General features: G+C 71.3%; 13 protein-coding genes and 1 riboswitch. Of the genes, 8 read left to right on the top strand and 5 right to left on the bottom strand.

Features of this window, described 5'->3' with window-relative positions; translation table 11 throughout:
- Positions 1-11: 11 nt before the first annotated feature.
- Complete coding sequence (locus ACN28G_RS13095) at positions 12-296, bottom strand: hypothetical protein (protein WP_091439277.1); 285 nt, start codon at positions 294-296, stop codon at positions 12-14.
- 294 nt (positions 297-590) lie between these two features.
- A riboswitch (cyclic di-AMP (ydaO/yuaA leader) is annotated at positions 591-733 on the top strand.
- Between ACN28G_RS13095 and ACN28G_RS13090 the strand changes: the two genes are divergently transcribed.
- From ACN28G_RS13090 to ACN28G_RS13075, 4 genes are all read left to right on the top strand, one after another.
- Positions 730-1,329 carry a transglycosylase family protein gene (locus tag ACN28G_RS13090; protein WP_091446592.1) on the top strand — a complete coding sequence of 200 codons (600 nt, stop codon included), beginning with the start codon at positions 730-732 and terminating at the stop codon, positions 1,327-1,329. It overlaps the preceding riboswitch by 4 nt.
- A gap of 130 nt (positions 1,330-1,459) precedes the next feature.
- A complete protein-coding gene (locus ACN28G_RS13085) occupies positions 1,460-2,458 on the top strand; it encodes a diacylglycerol/lipid kinase family protein (protein ID WP_091439274.1) in 999 nt (332 codons plus the stop codon).
- Positions 2,459-2,541: 83 nt separating this feature from the next.
- The gene (locus ACN28G_RS13080) at positions 2,542-3,012 is read left to right on the top strand and encodes a DUF1707 domain-containing protein (protein ID WP_421479220.1); all 471 of its coding nucleotides are present in this window, start codon (positions 2,542-2,544) and stop codon (positions 3,010-3,012) included.
- 150 nt (positions 3,013-3,162) lie between these two features.
- On the top strand, positions 3,163-4,047 hold the full coding sequence (locus ACN28G_RS13075; RefSeq protein WP_421479219.1) for a lipase family protein: 885 nt from the start codon (positions 3,163-3,165) through the stop codon (positions 4,045-4,047).
- A 79-nt stretch (positions 4,048-4,126) separates the two neighbouring features.
- Here the strand turns inward: ACN28G_RS13075 and ACN28G_RS13070 are convergent, their stop codons facing one another.
- Complete coding sequence (locus ACN28G_RS13070; protein WP_421479218.1) at positions 4,127-4,603, bottom strand: hypothetical protein; 477 nt, start codon at positions 4,601-4,603, stop codon at positions 4,127-4,129.
- Between the two features lie 117 nt (positions 4,604-4,720).
- Entirely contained in the window at positions 4,721-6,484 is a 1,764-nt protein-coding gene (locus tag ACN28G_RS13065; protein ID WP_421479217.1) for a DUF6119 family protein, read from the bottom strand.
- Between the two features lie 96 nt (positions 6,485-6,580).
- Between ACN28G_RS13065 and ACN28G_RS13060 the strand changes: the two genes are divergently transcribed.
- Positions 6,581-8,155 (top strand): exonuclease domain-containing protein, encoded by a 1,575-nt coding sequence (locus ACN28G_RS13060; protein ID WP_421479216.1) that lies wholly within the window; start codon positions 6,581-6,583, stop codon positions 8,153-8,155.
- Positions 8,156-8,276: 121 nt separating this feature from the next.
- Here ACN28G_RS13060 and ACN28G_RS13055 read toward each other — a convergent pair whose 3' ends face one another.
- Complete coding sequence (locus tag ACN28G_RS13055; protein WP_091439259.1) at positions 8,277-8,687, bottom strand: type II toxin-antitoxin system VapC family toxin; 411 nt, start codon at positions 8,685-8,687, stop codon at positions 8,277-8,279.
- The gene (locus tag ACN28G_RS13050) at positions 8,684-8,962 is read right to left on the bottom strand and encodes a type II toxin-antitoxin system Phd/YefM family antitoxin (RefSeq protein WP_421479215.1); all 279 of its coding nucleotides are present in this window, start codon (positions 8,960-8,962) and stop codon (positions 8,684-8,686) included. The genes ACN28G_RS13055 and ACN28G_RS13050 overlap by 4 nt, the downstream gene beginning before the upstream one ends.
- Before the next feature lie 221 nt (positions 8,963-9,183).
- On the opposite strand from ACN28G_RS13050, the gene ACN28G_RS13045 reads away from it, so the two are divergent.
- The 3 genes from ACN28G_RS13045 (at position 9,184) to ACN28G_RS13035 (ending at position 16,652) form a co-directional block, all read left to right on the top strand.
- Positions 9,184-9,441 carry a Txe/YoeB family addiction module toxin gene (locus ACN28G_RS13045; protein WP_091439251.1) on the top strand — a complete coding sequence of 86 codons (258 nt, stop codon included), beginning with the start codon at positions 9,184-9,186 and terminating at the stop codon, positions 9,439-9,441.
- Positions 9,442-9,478: 37 nt separating this feature from the next.
- Positions 9,479-9,922, top strand: coding sequence for a hypothetical protein (locus ACN28G_RS13040; RefSeq protein WP_421479214.1), 444 nt, complete (start codon positions 9,479-9,481; stop codon positions 9,920-9,922).
- Between the two features lie 427 nt (positions 9,923-10,349).
- Positions 10,350-16,652 (top strand): protein kinase domain-containing protein, encoded by a 6,303-nt coding sequence (locus ACN28G_RS13035; RefSeq protein WP_421479213.1) that lies wholly within the window; start codon positions 10,350-10,352, stop codon positions 16,650-16,652.
- Positions 16,653-16,680 lie beyond the last annotated feature (28 nt).

Raw genomic sequence — 16,680 nt, 5'->3', positions numbered from 1 at the left:
CGGGGACCGCCTCAGGCGGCGGCGGCGTCGGGCCGCCGCGGTGCCTGCCGGGCCCGCGCCGACGCCGGCCGGTAGCCGAACGTCTGCCCCTGCTGGTATGCCAGCTCCATCGCCCGCTGCGCCCACGTCCACGGCGCGCAGGGCTGCGGCTGATCCGCACACTGCAGGTTGCGGCAGTGCCCCTGCTCGGCACCCCGGTGCTCCTCGGCCACGCTGACCGCGAGCCGCCACAGCATCGGGTCGGTGACACCCTCCGGCGGGAAGTCCTGACGGTCGGTTCCGGTCTGGCTGGTCACCTGCGGCCCCCCTCGTACGCGTTGTTCCCTTCAACCTCACCAGTGAACACCCGTTCAAACCCGTCCCGCCCGTCCCGTTGGGTGACGGTTGACACTGATGCCCTGGTCAGGGGCGGTGAACCGGCAGGATCCCCCGTCCGCGCCCCGACCGCAACCCCGGCGCCGGTCGCCCCGCGTGACCGGGTGAACAACCTCACGCAGCGTATGCAGCCACCGGGGCGCACCCCTAGATTCTTACGGGTCCGCCGACGCGGACACCGCCGCCCGGTACGCCCAATCCATGCCCCTGGCCTCGCGGAACACTCACCACAGGCATGGAGCGGGGGACCCAGGTTCCACGGTGCACGTCACCTCGGGGTGAAGCCGCCCGATCCGGGCGGCCGGGCTCCCCGGCCCGAACCCGACAGCTCACCTCGTCGGCGTGGAGGAACCCATGGCAACTCGTCACCAATCCCGACACCGCGCCCTCAGCAACCGCCGCAGGGCACTCGGCACCCTCGCCGTCGGGGCCGTCACCGGCCTCGCGGCCGTGTTCGGCACCGCCGCACCCGCCCAGGCCGACAGCGTCAACTGGGACGCGATCGCCCAGTGCGAGTCCGGCGGCGACTGGAGCATCAACACCGGCAACGGCTTCTTCGGCGGCCTGCAGTTCGTGCAGAGCACCTGGGAGGCGTACGGCGGCCTGCAGTACGCCCCGCGCGCCGACCTGGCCACCCGCGCCCAGCAGATCGCGATCGCCGAAGAGGTGCTCAAGGGGCAGGGCATCGGCGCCTGGCCGACCTGCGGCCCGCTGGGCGGCCCGGTCTCCTCCTCGGGCTCCTCGGCCCCGACCGAGGCCGCCGAGCGTGACGCCCCGCCGGCGAGCCGCAGCACCGACCGGGACACGTACGTGGTCAGGTCCGGCGACACCCTGACGAAGATCGCCGCCGCGCACGACGTGACCGGTGGCTGGCAGGCGCTGTACGAGCGCAACAAGGACGTCGTCGGCGACGACCCCGGCCTGATCATCCCGGGGCAGCGCCTCAGCATCTGACCTCGACCGCGAACCCGGCCGAGGCAGCCCCCGCCTCGGCCGGTTCCGGCGAACCTCCGTACCCGTCCACCGCGACTCTTCCACCGTGGACACGCGTGCCGCACCGCCCGGCTGGGTAACAGCGACCACCATGAGCACGAGGACCCTGGACGAGCACCCCACCGAGCCGACTGCCGCCGACCACGCTGCCACCGAGCACGCTGCGAACGGCCACGCCGCCGCCGAGTCGGCCGGCGCCGGGCCGAAGCTCGGCACCGTCGCGGTCGTCGCGCACCGGAAGAAGACCTTCGGCGGTGGCCTCGACCAGTTGCGGTCGACGCTGGTCAGCGCCGGTATCGAGAACCTGCTCTGGTACGAGGTACCGAAGAGCCGCAAGGCGCCGAAGAAGGTCCGCAGGGCGCTGAAGGAGGGCGCCGAGCTGGTCTTCGTCTGGGGTGGCGACGGCACGGTGCAGCGCAGCGCCGACGCGATGGCCGGCTCCGGGGTGCCGATGGCCGTGCTGCCGGCCGGCACCGCCAACCTCTTCGCCACCAACCTGGGCATTCCGAAGGACCTGCCCGAGGCGGTACGGATCGGGCTGCGTGGCCGGCGACGTACCCTCGACCTGGGCAAACTCAACGGCGAACACTTCGCGGTGATGGCCGGCGCCGGCTTCGACGCCGAACTCATCAAGGACGCCGACCGCAACCTCAAGGGCAAGCTCGGTCGCCTCGCGTACGTGCTGACCGGGCTGCGGCACGTGCGCGGCGAGTGTGTGCGTACCCGGATCCGGGTCGACGGCAGCGACTGGTTCGACGGCGAGGCGAGCTGCGTGCTCTTCGGCAACGTCGGCACGATCACCGGCGGCATCCCGGCCTTCGACGACGCCCGCCCCGACGACGGCGCGCTGGAGGTCGGGGTGGCCACCGCCAGCGGCGCGGTCGACTGGGCCCGCACCCTGAGCCGGATGGCCGCCGGCCGCTCCGAGGAGTCACCCTTCGTCCGGATCACCCGCGCCCGCAAGGTCACCGTCCGGCTGGACACCCCGAGGACGTACGAACTCGACGGTGGCGCCCGCGCGAAGGTGAGCCGGATGAAGGTGAAGGTCGTCCCGGACGCCCTGACGGTCTGCTGCCCCGATCCGCGGTAGCCGGTTCGCTTGATCATGCTGTCTACGCTGAGGTCCCGGCAGCTCCCGGGACCCCGGCGTAGACGGAGGACGGGACTCGTGCGATGAACCTGAAAGAGCGGGTGGGCACGGCACAGCGGAACCAGGTCCTGGACCTGCTGTCGCAGGCTCTGGAGCAGGGTTACCTCGATCTCGCCGAGTACGAGAGCCGGATCTCCGCCGTCCACGGCGCGTTGTTCGTCGGTGACCTGACCAGCCAGGTGGCCGACCTGCCCCGCCAGCTCCGCTGGTATCCGTACCCGGTTCCGGTGGCCCCGGTCGCCCTGCGGCCCGCCACCGACTTCGACCTCCGGGCCCGCCCCTGGGCCATCGTCTCGGTGGTCCTGGGCGGGGCGTCGTTGTTCTTCGCGCTCTGCTGGGGCATCGGCGGGATTCTCGGGGTGGCCGCGATCCTGCTCGGGCGGCCCGCCCTCAAGAGCCCGCCCAACCAGACGCTGGCGGTCATCGGCATCCTGCTGGGTGTCGCCGGTCTCGGCCTGTCGCTGCTGAGCATCGTCCTCTTCGTGCTGCTCTGACCCTGGTCCGCCCCGAGCCACTGCGACGGGCGGACAACGCGAAGGTTCTTCTAATTCGGCCTCCGGCGTACCTCCTGGGCGCACGGCACCACGGGCGTCGCGCCGCAGTGCGCGCCGTCGCGCGATCCTGACCTGGACTACGGCGGCCTGTTGGCCCAGTACCTGCGGGACGGGTACGCGGTCGCCGGCACCGACTACCCGGGGCTCGGCCTGCCTGGGCAGCTGCACAACTTCGTGGAGCGGCAGGCGCTCGGCCGGTCGATGATCGACAGCGTGCGGGCGGTGCGCGACCTCTCCGCCGAGGTGGGCCGGCGGTGGTTCTCGGTGGGCCACTCCGAGGGCGGGCTCGCCGCGCTCGGTGCCGGCGAGCTGGCCGCCGACCGGGCACCGGAGCTGGACCTGCTCGGCGTGGTGCCGATCTCGTCCGGCGGCGACTTCGCCCCCGGCCTGGACACCCTGGCCACGACGAAGCCCCCCTTCGCGACGGGGATCTACTCCTCGGCCGCGTTCGTCGGCTTCATCGCGGTGGCCGCCATGCAGTACGCGCCCGACCGCATCCAGGCCACTGACCTGCTCTCCCCGGAGTTCGCCGCCGAACTGCCGGCGGTGCGCAGCCTCTGCCTGGAAGAGCTGGCTGCGCATCTGATGGCGGTGACGCCACCCATCACCCGCTGGGTGAACCCCGACTGGGCCCGCAACCAGACGCTGTTGGAGTGGGTCCGCAACGTCTCCACGGTACGGTCCCGCACGGCCGCGCCGATCCTCTTCGTGCACGGGGCCGAGGACACCATCGCCGCCCAGACCCAGGCCAACCAGGGCGTGGGCGCGCTCTGTGCGGTGGGCGACGTCGTGGACTACCGGACGTACCCCGGGGCCGACCACAACACGGTGGTGGCCATCGCCGACGACGACATCATGACCTGGCTGGAGCTGCGGCTGAAGGGTTACCCGGCCCGCCAGACCTGCCAGTCCGTCGCCGGCCACGGGGACGGGCCGGCCGAGGTGGGAGCGTGGGTGCACGAGGGTGGATGGTGATCGACTCGGTTGGGGCGATATGGCGGCGTCCGGGGCCGGTTGATACCGCCACATCAACCCAACCGAGTCGATCAATCGGCTACCTGCCAGCAGGTGAACCGCGGAAGGTCATCCGCCGGACGGTCACCGTGGACGGCCGACGCCGGTCGGCCACCACCCTGGACGGCCGTCGCCTGGTGGGCCGCCGTCCGGCGGCCCGGGTACCCCCTGCCGCGGGGACCCCCGCTGCCAAGGCCCCTGTGCCCGGGGCCCCCGCTGCCGGAGCCCCCGCTGCCGGAGCCCCTGCGGCAGGGGGCACCGCGGTCTCTGGTTGCGGGTCCGGCTCGGCGGCGTCGTGCGGGTGCGCGGCGGCGAGGCGCTCGGCGGCGGCGATCAGTTTGCCGCTGGCGGACAGCTCCCCGTAGCGGGCCGCCAGCAGGGCCAAGTCGACCGGGTCGGTGATCCGCAGGCAGTCGGGGCAGGCCGGGCGGTCCAGGTGCGGCCTCAGCGCCCGGACCCGCTGGTACAGGTCGATCGGGAGCTTCGCGATGGCCTCGTCGAACTCGTCGGGGAACACGACGCCTCCTGGTTGATCTCGGGCAGGGTGGAGCGGCCCGTGTGGCAGCGGCCGGGCAGGGTGGAGCGGCCCGACGGGCCGGGTGGACCGGTCCGTCGGGCCGGGAGGAGTCGTCGGTCAGCGGGGCAGGATGCTGACCACCTCGACGTCGACGCCCTCGACCCGCAGCGTCTTCGCCGCGTGGTAGAGCGCCACCTGGGCGAAGGTGTAGAGGTCGGTGGCGGTGAGCGCCCGGCCCGGGTCCAGGGCGATGCCGTAGACGACCTTGCGGGGCCGGAAGCTCTCGTCGATGGTCCGGCCGGGCCGCTGCCGCCGGACCGTCTCCACGAACCGGGTACGGGCGTCGTGCTGGTGGCAGAGCGCGTCGACCGAGGTGACGCCCTGGGCGAAGAGGTGGCTCAGCGGTGAGCTGCCCTTGGCCCGCTTGACGTGGATCAGCTCGTCGTCCGGGCCGAGCAGGTCGCACGCCTCGAATCCGTGCCGGTGCTGGGCCGTACGCAGCAGCTTGCGGTCCAGCGGTACGAAGCCCGGGAGGACGCCGGCCACCCGGTCGTTGTAGTCCTTCTCCGGCATGCCGGTCGGCCAGGCCGGCAGCACCAGGCTGGCCGGTCGGTCCAGCAACCGCTCGATCTCCTCCCGCAGGAAACGCTGGTGTCCGGCGCCCATCTCGTACCAGGTGCCCTCGTGCAGCAGCAGGCGGTGCGCGCCCACCGGCACCTCGGCGGTGAGCCACCGGGACAACGGCGTGGTGGCCATGGTCTGTTTGCCGGCCTCGTCGGTGCAGAGGGTCAGGCTGTCGGTGGCCTGCAGCCCCGTCCACCGCCTCCCGTCGGGCACCCGCCGGGTGTGGGCCAGCAATGCGGCCAGGTCCAGCTCCGTCGTCGAGGTTGCCGGCCGCCCCGACCTGGCGACCCTGATCCGGTACGACCGGACCTGCTCGATCTCACCGAGCAGCGGGCCGGGGACCGCGAGCCCGAACGCCGGTGGATCGGCCAGGCCCAGCCGCTCGTCCACTGCGTCGCGCAACTCCTTCATCCTCGGGTCGTCCGACCGCAGCGGCCGGAGCTGGGTGATGAACTCCAGGTCGGACAGGGGAGACTCCTGCCGGCACACCCGGTCGATCTCCCGCAGGTCGGCGAGCAACCCGTCCGGCTCGGTGCAGAGCCGGATGCGCAGGCTGTCGCTGCCCTCCACCACGGTCGGCCTGCCGGTACGCCGGCAGTCGGCCAGCCGGGGGTTGTCGACCCGACCGGCGACCTGGCCGACCAGCTCGTTCCACTTGTCGATGGTGTACCAGCGGATGGGCTGCCCACCGGGCACCTGGCTGCGGTCGACCCGGCCACTGGCACCGAGCACCCGGCGCCGTACCTGCCGGATGTGGTCGGGCAGCAGGGCGCGTACCGCGAACTCGATGCCGAAGCCCCGGTCGACGGCCGACGGGTCGATCATGTGCCGGCCCAGGGTGCCGTAGGTCAGGGCGTACACCCGGTCGTCGACGGCCAGGAGCAGGACGCTGCCGCCGCTGCTGTGGCCCAGGGCGATGTCGTGGCCGGTGAGCCGCGCGATGACGTCGCAGTACTCGGCCCGGGGCTGCCGCACCACGCCGTCGACCAGCAGGGCCGGCCGTCCGGCGACCCGGCGCGGCGTCGCGGTGAAGCCCTTCTCCCGCAGGTACGGGTGGTGGAGCGCGCGGCGCAGCCCGGCCATGGTGGGCGCGGTGTCGAGCCGGTAGACGGTGGTCAGGTAGGTGTCCGGCCGGTGCGGCAGGTGGTCGAAGAGCGCCGGCTGGTCGGGCGGCGGCCCGTCGGCGCGGCGGCGTCGGCGGTTCACGGCCGGGCGCGTGGTGGACCGCTTCCGGGGCGGCCTGGTCAAACTGTCCATGATGGACTCCTCGCGTCGTCGGTGGCGTCAATGAGAGCATCCTCTGTGAACCGTGTCAACAGTCATGCCGTTTGACAGGCATGGCACACTTCGGGGGTGTCGATCTTCGTCGCCGGGCAGCTGACCCGGCAGCCAGGAGCAGATCCCCGGACCGTCACCTTCGTCCTCGTCGACGTGGAGACAACCGGCCTGGACCCGGCGCAGGGGGCCAGAATCTGCGAGGTCGCCGTGGTCCGGATGCGCGGCGACGGCGTCGTCCTGGACGAGTACGCCACCCTGGTCGACCCGCAGACCCCCGTGCCGAACCCCGAGTCACACCGGATCACCGACGCCGACGTGACCCACGCGCCGACCTTCGCCGAGATCGCCGACGACCTGCTCGCCCGGCTCAGCGGCGCGATCGTGGTCGGCCACAGCCTGGACTACGTCGACCGCTTCCTCAGCGCCGAGTACGACCGCCTCGGCGTCGCACTGCCACCCGTACCCGGGCTCTGCTCCCTGACCACCACCCGGCTCCACCTCGACCGCCCCGACCACAAACTGGCCGAGGTGGCCAACCTGATCACCGGCGAGTGGCCCAGCGCGCTGCCCTCGGCCCTCGGTATCGCCCGCGCCATGGCCGCGACCCTGGCCAGCCTGGTCGGCGCGGCACCCGAGCCGCTGCACTGGCGCGGCCTGGCCCCGGTCGCCCTACCCGGCCAGCCACGACACACCCCGGTCACGCCCCGGGTCGTCGGCCTGCGCAAGGGCACCGAAGGCTGGCTGGCCACCCTCAGCGCCCGACTGCCGTACACGGTGGACCCGCCCGCACCGCGCCCCGACGGGCTCAGCGACTACCGGGCGCTGCTAGCCCGCGCCCTCACCGACGGCCGGATCGTCGGCGACGAGGCCACCAACCTCGCCGCCCTGGTCGGCCGGGCCGGCCTCACCCAGGCCACCGCCCGCCAGGTACACGAGGAGTTCCTGGTCGTCCGCCGCGCCCACGCCGAATCCGACGGCGTGGTCACCGCCGCCGAACTGCGCGAGCTGCAACGCGCCGCCAAGGAACTCGCCGCCACCCACCTGATCATGGACCTGGAGGAGGCCGCGGCGGCCAACCGGGCCCGCCGCGGCGCACCACTGCGCGGCTGGCGCATCCTGCCCGTCGGCGACTCCGCCGAGGTCACCGGCGTCGTCGACCTCGCCGTCGACCACGGGGCCACCGTCGCGGTCAAGCTCACCCGCACCGTCCGCCTGGTCGTCACCGACCCCGCCGCCGACGACACCGATCCCCGGATCGTGCGGGCGCGGGAGTTGGGCGTACCCGTGCTGTCGGTGGCCGAGGCCCACCCGCTGCTGGCCGACGCGATCGCCGCCGCGACCGGCGGTGGCCAGGAGGCCGGGACCGACGAGCCGACCGAGGTGTACGACGGTCCGCGCTGGCACGAGTTCTGGCGGGTACGGGAGCTGAGCCCGGCGGAGTACCACGACCAGTACGGCGGGACGGTCATCGACCCGATTCCGCCCGCGCCGGTGGCGGACACCGAGGAGTTTCCGGCCGGACCGGCGGTCGGGCGGTCCGCGCCGGTGCTGGGCGGCTCCCACGCCAAGAGCGGGTGCGCGGTGGTGGCGCTGTTGGGTGGCGCACTCCTGGCCGGCACCATCGAACTGGTACGCCACCTCGTCCTGTGAACGCATCGCCGCGTGGTACCTCTGGCCCACTCGAAACGGATGCCTCAAGCGGAGGGGTGCAAGAGCGCAGAACGCAGGCACGGCCGATGTCGTGGCCGTGCGGCGGCCGGGACTTCGTGAGTCAGTTCTGGCCGGGGCTTGCTACGGGTAGCCCTGCTTCTCTGGCGCATTGGAGCAGCCGCCGGTCGTAGGTGACGAAGGCGGTGAGCGCCGTGCCGGACTCGTTGGTCAGCACCTGGGCGGTGGCCAGGTGGATGGCGTCGAGGCTGCGGATCGTCGGCTCGGCGAATGCTGCTGCGGTTGCCCGGATCGTGCTGTCGATTTCCAGCCGGAACAGCCGTCCGACGGCAGCCGGCACTCCGATCAAGGCCTGGGGAGCTGATCGGCGCAGCGCTCTGGGTACTTCCACTTCCACCAGAGCGGAGGAGACCAGCGGCACGTCGTCGTGCTTGTTGAGCCAGGAGACGAGGTCGGTGCTGCACTCCTCCTGGCGAACCAGCTTGACGACGGCAGCTGAATCGAGATAGATCACCAGCGCTCCTCGTCACGCGTCGCCGCAAGCGAGGTGGCCACGTCGACACTCTCGTCACCGAGCTTCGGCGGGAGTGGCACAGAGCCGCCGCCGGTGGGAGGGGCGGCTCGCCCTGCCGCCACCAACTTGGCCAACACCGACCTGTCGTCGCCTACCGGAACAAGTCGGGCGATCGGGCGGCCGCGATCAGTGATCTCGACGGTCTCGCCGCCACTGACCCGAGCCAGGACCTGGCTCGTGTTCTGGTTCAGCTCCCGGACACCGATGCGTTCCATGGAAACGAGTGTAGAACGATATGTTCTACGGTTCTAGCTCCTGGCGTCATCCGGGCTGCCGCTTTGCCGGCCCGTGGCGGTGTCGTTCACCTGGTGGTGCCTCCGGCCCACCTGCGCTGCCCCGACAATGCTGCTGCCCTCCGCCGATCGATCGCCGAGCTTGAGCAGGGCGACACGACCGAGCGGGAGCTGCCCGATCCGGCCGCTGTACGGGACGTCGCGTGAGGCTGGTCTTCACCGCGACGGCATGGAGCCAGTGCCTCGACCACTCCGATCGCAAGCTGGTCAAGCGCATCAACGACCTGATCGCGGACGTGATGCGCAACGGGTACGAGGGCATCGGAAAGCCGGAGCCCTTGCGGGGCGAGTTGTCCGGCTTCTGGTCCCGCCGGATCGATCGCGAACACCGGCTGGTGTACCGCATCACCAAGGACGACGTCGAGATCATCGCCTGTCGATACCGTTACGGCGACCGATAGCGGACCGGTGCCACCGAGCCCGCCGGGGTGACGGGCAGTGGAAGACCTACTATCCGAACGGCGGGCACTGATGGACGGCGGTCAGGTGAAGACGGCGGGGATGTTCCTGGAGTTCGGTCCGGTCCGTTCGGCCGAGCCGCAGCGGAGCATCCTCGACAGCGTCGCCGACGAGGAGCTGCCCGACCTGGCCCGGGTGGTCGGCTACCTCGACGCGGGTCATGTGCTCATCGACGTGATGGACGTCGCCGCCGACCCGTTCGAGCCCACCGATCAGGTGATGAACGGCTCCACGGTGCTGACCGACGGTGACTGGCTGTGGCGTCGGGATCTCGCCTACTACGTACGCCGGCACCGGGTCGCGGTGCCGGCGGAGTTCCTGGCCCTGATCCGGGCGCGCGGGTACGCCGTTCCCGCGCGGGGCGTGCCCGAGTTGACCGCCTGCGCGCGGCGGGCGCGTGCGCTGATGTTCTGGAACAGCTGACCGTCGGCCTCCGACGACGAGGTAGCCCGGTCCGGACATTCCGTGGCTGAAAGACATTGAGTCGACAATCCGACACCTCAGCTGGCTGCGCGTCAGACGACAGCTTTGTCCATCGTGTGCGGTCGGTGGGAAGAGTCGCTGCCGTCCACAATGGCAGGCTTGACCAGTAGCGATGGTTGTCATCGCCAAGGCTTGATGATGAAACGGTCCGCTCAGGACCACGATGGCGGTGCCGAGTCCTGGCAACAAACGGTCTGCCTTCGTCGCCGACCGGATGATTCCTGTTTGGAGCTTGCGCGGCATACTCCACGGACGGCATCACGAACATCTCTTCTGGGCGAAATGTCCCCGTGGAGTCCTGTGCACGGGACTCGCTGGCTGAGTGGGCAGCCAGCATCAAAACGGTCCCGCCGCATGCGTGGTCGTCGTGCGCGACGAGCTGGGGGCGTTGAGGGTGACGGCGAAGAACGACTGGGTGGCAGACCGGTTCAGGCTGTGGGGGGCGATCGGCAAGGGAAACATGGGGGAGGTCCACCGGGCCGACGACATGGAGGCGCCGGAGGACTCGCCGCACCGCCGGGTCGCCCTGAAGCTCATCCTGCGCAGCCGGGCGGGGACCGCCATCGGGACCTCGGCCGACGACAAGGCCAGGCAGCGGTTCGAGCGCGAGGTGCGCATCATGCGCAAACTCGATCACCCCAATCTGCCGCGCATCATCGCCGGGGCCGCCGCCCCCGACGAGCTGCCCTACATCGCGATGGAGCTCCTCGACGGCGGGACCCTGCGGGACCTGGTCGACGAGCAACCACAGTTGCCGATCTCCTGGGCCGCTGCCATCGGTGCGCAAATCGCTAACGGACTGTCCGCCGCGCACATCGTCGGGATCGTGCACCGTGATCTCAAGCCGGCCAACGTGATGCTGCTGCGCTCGGGCGTGGTCAAGGTCCTGGACTTCGGCATGGGGCGGATGCTCGACGACGCCGAGAACGGCAAGGTGACCAGTACCGGCATCACCGTCGGCACCGTGCGGTACATGGCTCCCGAGCAGTTCAGTGTCGCCGCGGTGACCCAGGCCGCCGACCTGTACGCGTTGGGTTGCGTGCTCTACGAGCTGTTGACCGGGGTGCCGCCCTTCCAGGGCGACAACCCGCACGAGCTGTGGCAGAAGCACCTGCACGAGCGGGTCCCACCAATCGATCTGATGCGCTCGGACGTGCCCGGCGACCTGATGAGGCTGATCACCGTCCTGTTGGCGAAGGATCCGGCGGACCGTCCCGCCGACGCCGCGACGGTCCGCGATGCGCTGCTGCCCTACGCCAAGGGCACCGACACGGTCCCCGGCTGGGCGGAGTCCGATCCGGTCCGCTATCTTGCCCAGGCCCGCGAGCGGGTGGCCACCGAGCCGGTGCCCGTCCGAGCCGCACCGGGGCCGTTGGCCGTGACGCCCCCGTCGGGCATGGACGTCTTCGGGGTGCACAAGCAGCTCATCAACGACTACCGGTCCTTCACCAAGGGCGGCACCGTCATCCGGGACGACCGGATCGCGATCTTTGTCGATGAGGACCTGGAGGCCAAGTCGCAGTGGCCGGACCCCTGGGTGTCGCTCAACCCCTTCTTCGCCTCCGGGGGCTCGATCCTCGAACTGGTCAGCCAGGGCGTGCTGCACGAGGAGTGCGCCCGGATCTTCCAGGCCGGCAAGACCGAGGGCGGCCGGTCCTGTGACGGCCGGCCGCTGACCCTGCACCAGCACCAGCGCGAAGCCATCGACAAGGCTCAGTCCGGCGCGTCGTACGTGCTGACCACCGGCACCGGCTCCGGCAAGTCGCTGTCGTACATCGTGCCGATCGTGGACCGGGTGCTGAAGGTCCGGCAGGCCGAGGGTGACAAGGCCGGCAAACGGGTCCGGGCGATCATCGTCTACCCGATGAACGCGCTGGCCAACAGCCAACTCAAGGAACTCGACAAGTACCTCAGCGACGGCTACGGCCAGGGCCGCGAACCGGTCACCTACGCCCGGTACACCGGGCAGGAGAGCGACGAGCAGCGCCGGCAGATCCGGGAGAATCCACCGGACATCCTGCTCACCAACTACGTGATGCTGGAGCTGATGCTGACCCGGCCGGACGACCGGCGGTCGTTGATCCGGATGGCCCATGGCCTGGAGTTCCTGGTATTCGACGAGTTGCACACCTACCGGGGCCGGCAGGGCGCGGACGTGGCCCTGCTCATCCGCCGAGTGCGGGAGGCCTGCGCGGCCGACCAGCTTCAGTGCGTCGGTACCTCCGCGACCATCTCCAGCGAGGGCAGCGCCGAGCAGCGGCGGTCCGCGGTGGCCCGGGTGGCCACCACCCTGTTCGGTACGCCGGTCACCCGGCAGAACGTGATCGGGGAGACCCTGGTCCGGGCGACCGGCCCGACGCCGGACACGGTGTCCGTCGAGCGGTTGCGGGCACCTGGTGCCCCGCGCGCCTACGCCGACCTGGTCAACGATCCCCTCGCCCGGTGGATCGAGAGCCGCTTCGGTCTCGTCCCGGACCCGACCGGCCAGCTCGTCCGGCAGCAACCGGCCAAGATCGAAGACGCCGCCGCCGAACTGGCCGGGTCCAGCGGTCTGCCCGTCAAGGAGTGCGTCACCGCGATCCGGGACACCCTCAAGGCGGGTTCGGAGGCCCGCCACCCGGTCACCGAGCGGCCCCTGTTCGCCTTCCGGCTGCACCAGTTCATCTCCAAGGGCGACACCGTCTACGTCACCCTGGAGGACGAGCTCACCCGGCACCTCACCCGGGAGTACCAGTTGGTGCTGCCCGGCCCGGAGGAGAAGATCCTGCTGCCGCTGGCGTTCTGCCGGGAGTGCGGACAGGAGTACCTGACCGTCTTCCGCACCGAACACCAGGGCTCGTACCGGTACGAGCCGCGCCGGGACACCACCGCCACCGGCGGCCGGGCCGGCGACGGCTACCTCTACGTCGACTCCGAGCGGGCCTGGCCGGCCACGGCGGAGCTGGCCATCGAGGAACGTCGGATCCCCGAGTCCTGGCTGGAGGCCGACGACCACGGCCACGAGACCGTCCGCCCCACACTGCGGGACCGGCTGCCGCTGGCGGTCACCGTGAACCCCCAGGGCTGGGAGGGGCAGGGGGCGCTGCAGGCCGCGTTCGTACCCTCGCCGTTCCGGTTCTGTCTGCACTGCGGGGTGAGCTACGAGCAGGCCCGGGGTCAGGATTTCGCCAAGCTGGCCAGCCTGGACCAGGAGGGACGGTCATCCGCCACGTCGCTGGTGTCCACGTCCATCATCCGGTCACTGCTCAGTGCACCCCCGGAGGCCCTCGACGAGAAGGCCCGCAAGCTGCTGACCTTCGTGGACAACCGGCAGGACGCCTCGCTGCAGGCCGGGCACTTCAACGACTTCGTGCAGATCACCCAGCTCCGTGGTGCCCTCTACCGGGCGGCGGTGCAGGCGGCCGAGGCGGCCACCGGCGACGATGACGAGGCCGCGCTCACCCACGAGCAGCTCGCCGACGCGGTGACGGCGGCCCTGCGACTACGGCTGACCGACTTCGCCCGCGGCGACGACCTGGCGCCCAACATGAGGAAGCGGGCCGAGAAGGCGTTCCGGGACGTCGTCGCCTACCGCCTCTACCTCGACCTGGAGCGCGGCTGGCGGGTCACCATGCCCAACCTGGAGCAGACCGGGCTGCTGGTCATCGACTACTCGGACGTGGACTGGATCGCCGGGAACGAGAAGCGGTGGTCCGGCACCGACCGGCACCTGCGGGACGCCACGCCCGGTCAGCGATCCGAGATCATGCGGGCGCTGCTCAACGAGATGCGTCGCGGCCTCGCCATCGACGTGCAGTACTTCCGCGAGTTCGACTCGCTGCAGCGGGCCAGCGAGGAGCTGCTGGTCGACCCGTGGACGCTGTCGGCCAGCGACCAACCGGTGGTCGGCACCGCCTATCCGCAGTCGTCGAAGAAGGGGTCGAGCCGGTCCGGGCTGTTCCTGTCCGGGCGCGGCAAGGTCGGCAAATTCCTCCGGCGTCCGACCCACTTCGGCACCGGCCTCTCCTTCGACGACGCGCAGCGGCTGATCGTGGACCTGCTCAAGGTGCTGCAGCACGACAACCTCGTCGTCGAGTGCACCGAGACCCCCAGCGGTCCGGCGCGCTTCCGCCGGGCCGTCACCCCGACCACCGGCTACCGGGTCTCCGCCGCCGCCCTGCTCTGGCGGGCCGGCCGGGGCGAGACCGGCGGCCACGATCCGCTGACCCGCACCTACGCCAGCGGCGAAGGCCCCCGGGTCAACACCTTCTTCCGGAAGCTCTACCGCGACACCGCCAGCACTCTCGCCGGCCTGGCCGCCCGCGAGCACACCGCCCAGGTCGACCCGGCCGAGCGGGAACGCCGGGAGGAGGCCTTCCGCAAGGCGGAGCTGCGGCTGCTCTACTGCTCGCCCACCATGGAGCTGGGCGTCGACATCTCCGAGCTCAACGCGGTGATGATGCGCAACGTCCCGCCGACGCCGGCCAACTACGCCCAGCGCAGCGGCCGGGCCGGTCGCTCCGGGCAACCGGCCCTGGTGACCACGTACTGTGCCACCGGCAACAGCCACGACCAGTACTACTTCCGCCGTTCGGAGAAGATGGTCGCCGGCGCGGTCGCCCCGCCCCGGCTGGACCTGGCCAACGAGGACCTGGTCCGCTCGCACGTGCAGGCGATCTGGCTGGCCGAGACCGGCCTCAAGCTGGGCCGCGCCATCCCGGACAACATCGACATCAGCTACCCGGAGGACTCCCGGCTGCCGAACCCGACCCTGCCGCTGCACGACCACATCGCCGCGGCGCTGCACGACGCCCGCTTCCAGGACAGCGCCGCGCGTTCGGCCCGGCGGGTCTTCGCCGGCCTGCTGCCCGAGTACCGGGAGTCGAGCTGGTGGGACGACCAGTGGATCGAGGACACCGTCCGGACCACCCCGGACCGGTTCGACCGCGCCTTCGACAGGTGGCGGGGCCTGTTCAAGGCGGCTCTGGTCGACCAGGCGGAGCAGAACCGGCGGGTCCTCGACCACACCCTGTCCGAACGGGACCGCCGGATCGCCGTCGGTCGCCGCAAGGAGGCCGAGACCCAGCTCAACCTGCTCAAGAACGAGAGCGTGGACAGCCGGTCGGTGCTGTCGGACTTCAACCCGTACCGGTATCTGGCCAGCGAGGGGTTCCTTCCCGGCTACTCGTTCCCCCGGTTGCCGCTGGCCGCGTACGTGCCGACCACCGGCCGGCGGTCGGGGGAGGGCGACTACCTGCAACGGCCCCGGTTCCTGGCGATCCGCGAGTTCGGCCCCGGCGCGCTGATCTACCACGAGGGGGCCCGCTACCAGGTGACCCGGATCCAGCTGCCGGCGGACGCGGCCGGCGAGGTCACCACCGGTGAGGCGACCCGCTGCACCCGGTGCGGCTACCACCACGACGCCAGGCACCAGGCCGACCGCTGCCAGATGTGCGACCAGCCGTTCAGCAGCCAGGACACGAGCACCGGCCTGCTGCATCTGCACACCGTCTACACCAAGCGGCGGGAGCGGATCTCCTCCGACGAGGAGGAGCGTCGCCGGGCCGGCTACCGGCTGGTCACCTCGTACCGCTTCCACGACCACGGGGCCCGACCGGGCCGCCGCGACGCCCTGATCGCCGATCCGGGTGGTGATCTGGGGTTGTTGTCCTACGGTGACTCGGCCACCGTGCGGGTCACCAACGTCGGCCGGGTCCGGGCCAAGGAGAACGAACCGGACGGCTTCTGGCTCGACCCCGCCGACGGCCGCTGGATGAACGAACGCGACGCCGGTGAGGCGGCCGGGGACTCCCGGGAGATGCCCGTCGTCGACGACGACGGCAACGAGAAACGCCGCAAGAAGCGGGTCATCCCGTACGTCGAGGACCGGCGCAACATCCTCGTCCTCAAGCTGGACGAGCCGGTGGCGCAGGAGGTCGCGCTGACCCTGATGTACGCCCTGGAACGCGGCATCGAGGCCGCGTTCGAGCTGGAGGACTCGGAGCTGACCACCGAGCTGCTGCCGCCGGACACCGGACCCCGGGATCGGATGCTGTTCACCGAGGCCGCCGAGGGTGGGGCCGGGGTGCTGCGGCTGATGCAGGCCGACCCGCAGGCGCTGGCCACCGCCGCCGCCAAGGCCCTGGAGATCTGTCACTTCGCCCCCGACGGCAGCGATCTGCAGGACCTGACCGACGAGAGGTCCTGTGCCCGGGGCTGCTACGACTGCCTGCTCACCTACGGCAACCAGCTCACCCACCAGCTGATCAACCGGCAGCTGGTCCGGGACCTGCTGCTGCGTTTCGCCGCCGCCAGGGCCACCACCACCGGCCAGGGCGAGTCCCGCACCGAGCAGCTCAGCCGGCTCAGCGAGGGCTCGGACACCGCGCTGGAACGCAAGCTCGTCACCTGGCTCAAGGAGCGGGGTCTGCGGCTGCCCGACGAGCCGCAGGTCCTGATCACCGAGGCGCTGGCCCGGCCGGACTACGTCTACCGGCTGCCCGGCGGCCAGGTCGCCGTCTTCGTCGACGGCCCGGTCCACGACCACGAGACGGTCGCCCAGCGCGACCGCGACGCCGAGGAACGGCTCCGCGACGCCGGCTGGGACGTGATCCGGTTCCCGCACGACGCGGACTGGGCCGCCATCGTGGCCGAGCACCGCTACTGCTTCGGCACCAGCACCGGCCGCTGAGCCCACCCCGACCCCCGCGCCACCTGAC

The organism is Micromonospora sp. WMMA1923, from assembly GCF_049179195.1.
In the GTDB taxonomy this organism is placed as follows: Bacteria; Actinomycetota; Actinomycetes; order Mycobacteriales; family Micromonosporaceae; genus Micromonospora; species Micromonospora yangpuensis.
This window is presented reverse-complemented; position numbering and strand designations above follow the sequence as displayed.

Excerpts from the sequence above, each read along its gene's own strand:
- ACN28G_RS13090 (WP_091446592.1), top strand. The coding sequence starts at position 730 with ATGGCAACTCGTCACCAATCCCGACACCGCGCCCTCAGCAACCGCCGC.
- ACN28G_RS13085 (WP_091439274.1), top strand. The coding sequence starts at position 1,460 with ATGAGCACGAGGACCCTGGACGAGCACCCCACCGAGCCGACTGCCGCC.
- ACN28G_RS13080 (WP_421479220.1), top strand. The coding sequence starts at position 2,542 with ATGAACCTGAAAGAGCGGGTGGGCACGGCACAGCGGAACCAGGTCCTG.
- ACN28G_RS13065 (WP_421479217.1), bottom strand. The coding sequence starts at position 6,484 with ATGGACAGTTTGACCAGGCCGCCCCGGAAGCGGTCCACCACGCGCCCG.
- ACN28G_RS13050 (WP_421479215.1), bottom strand. The coding sequence starts at position 8,962 with ATGGAACGCATCGGTGTCCGGGAGCTGAACCAGAACACGAGCCAGGTC.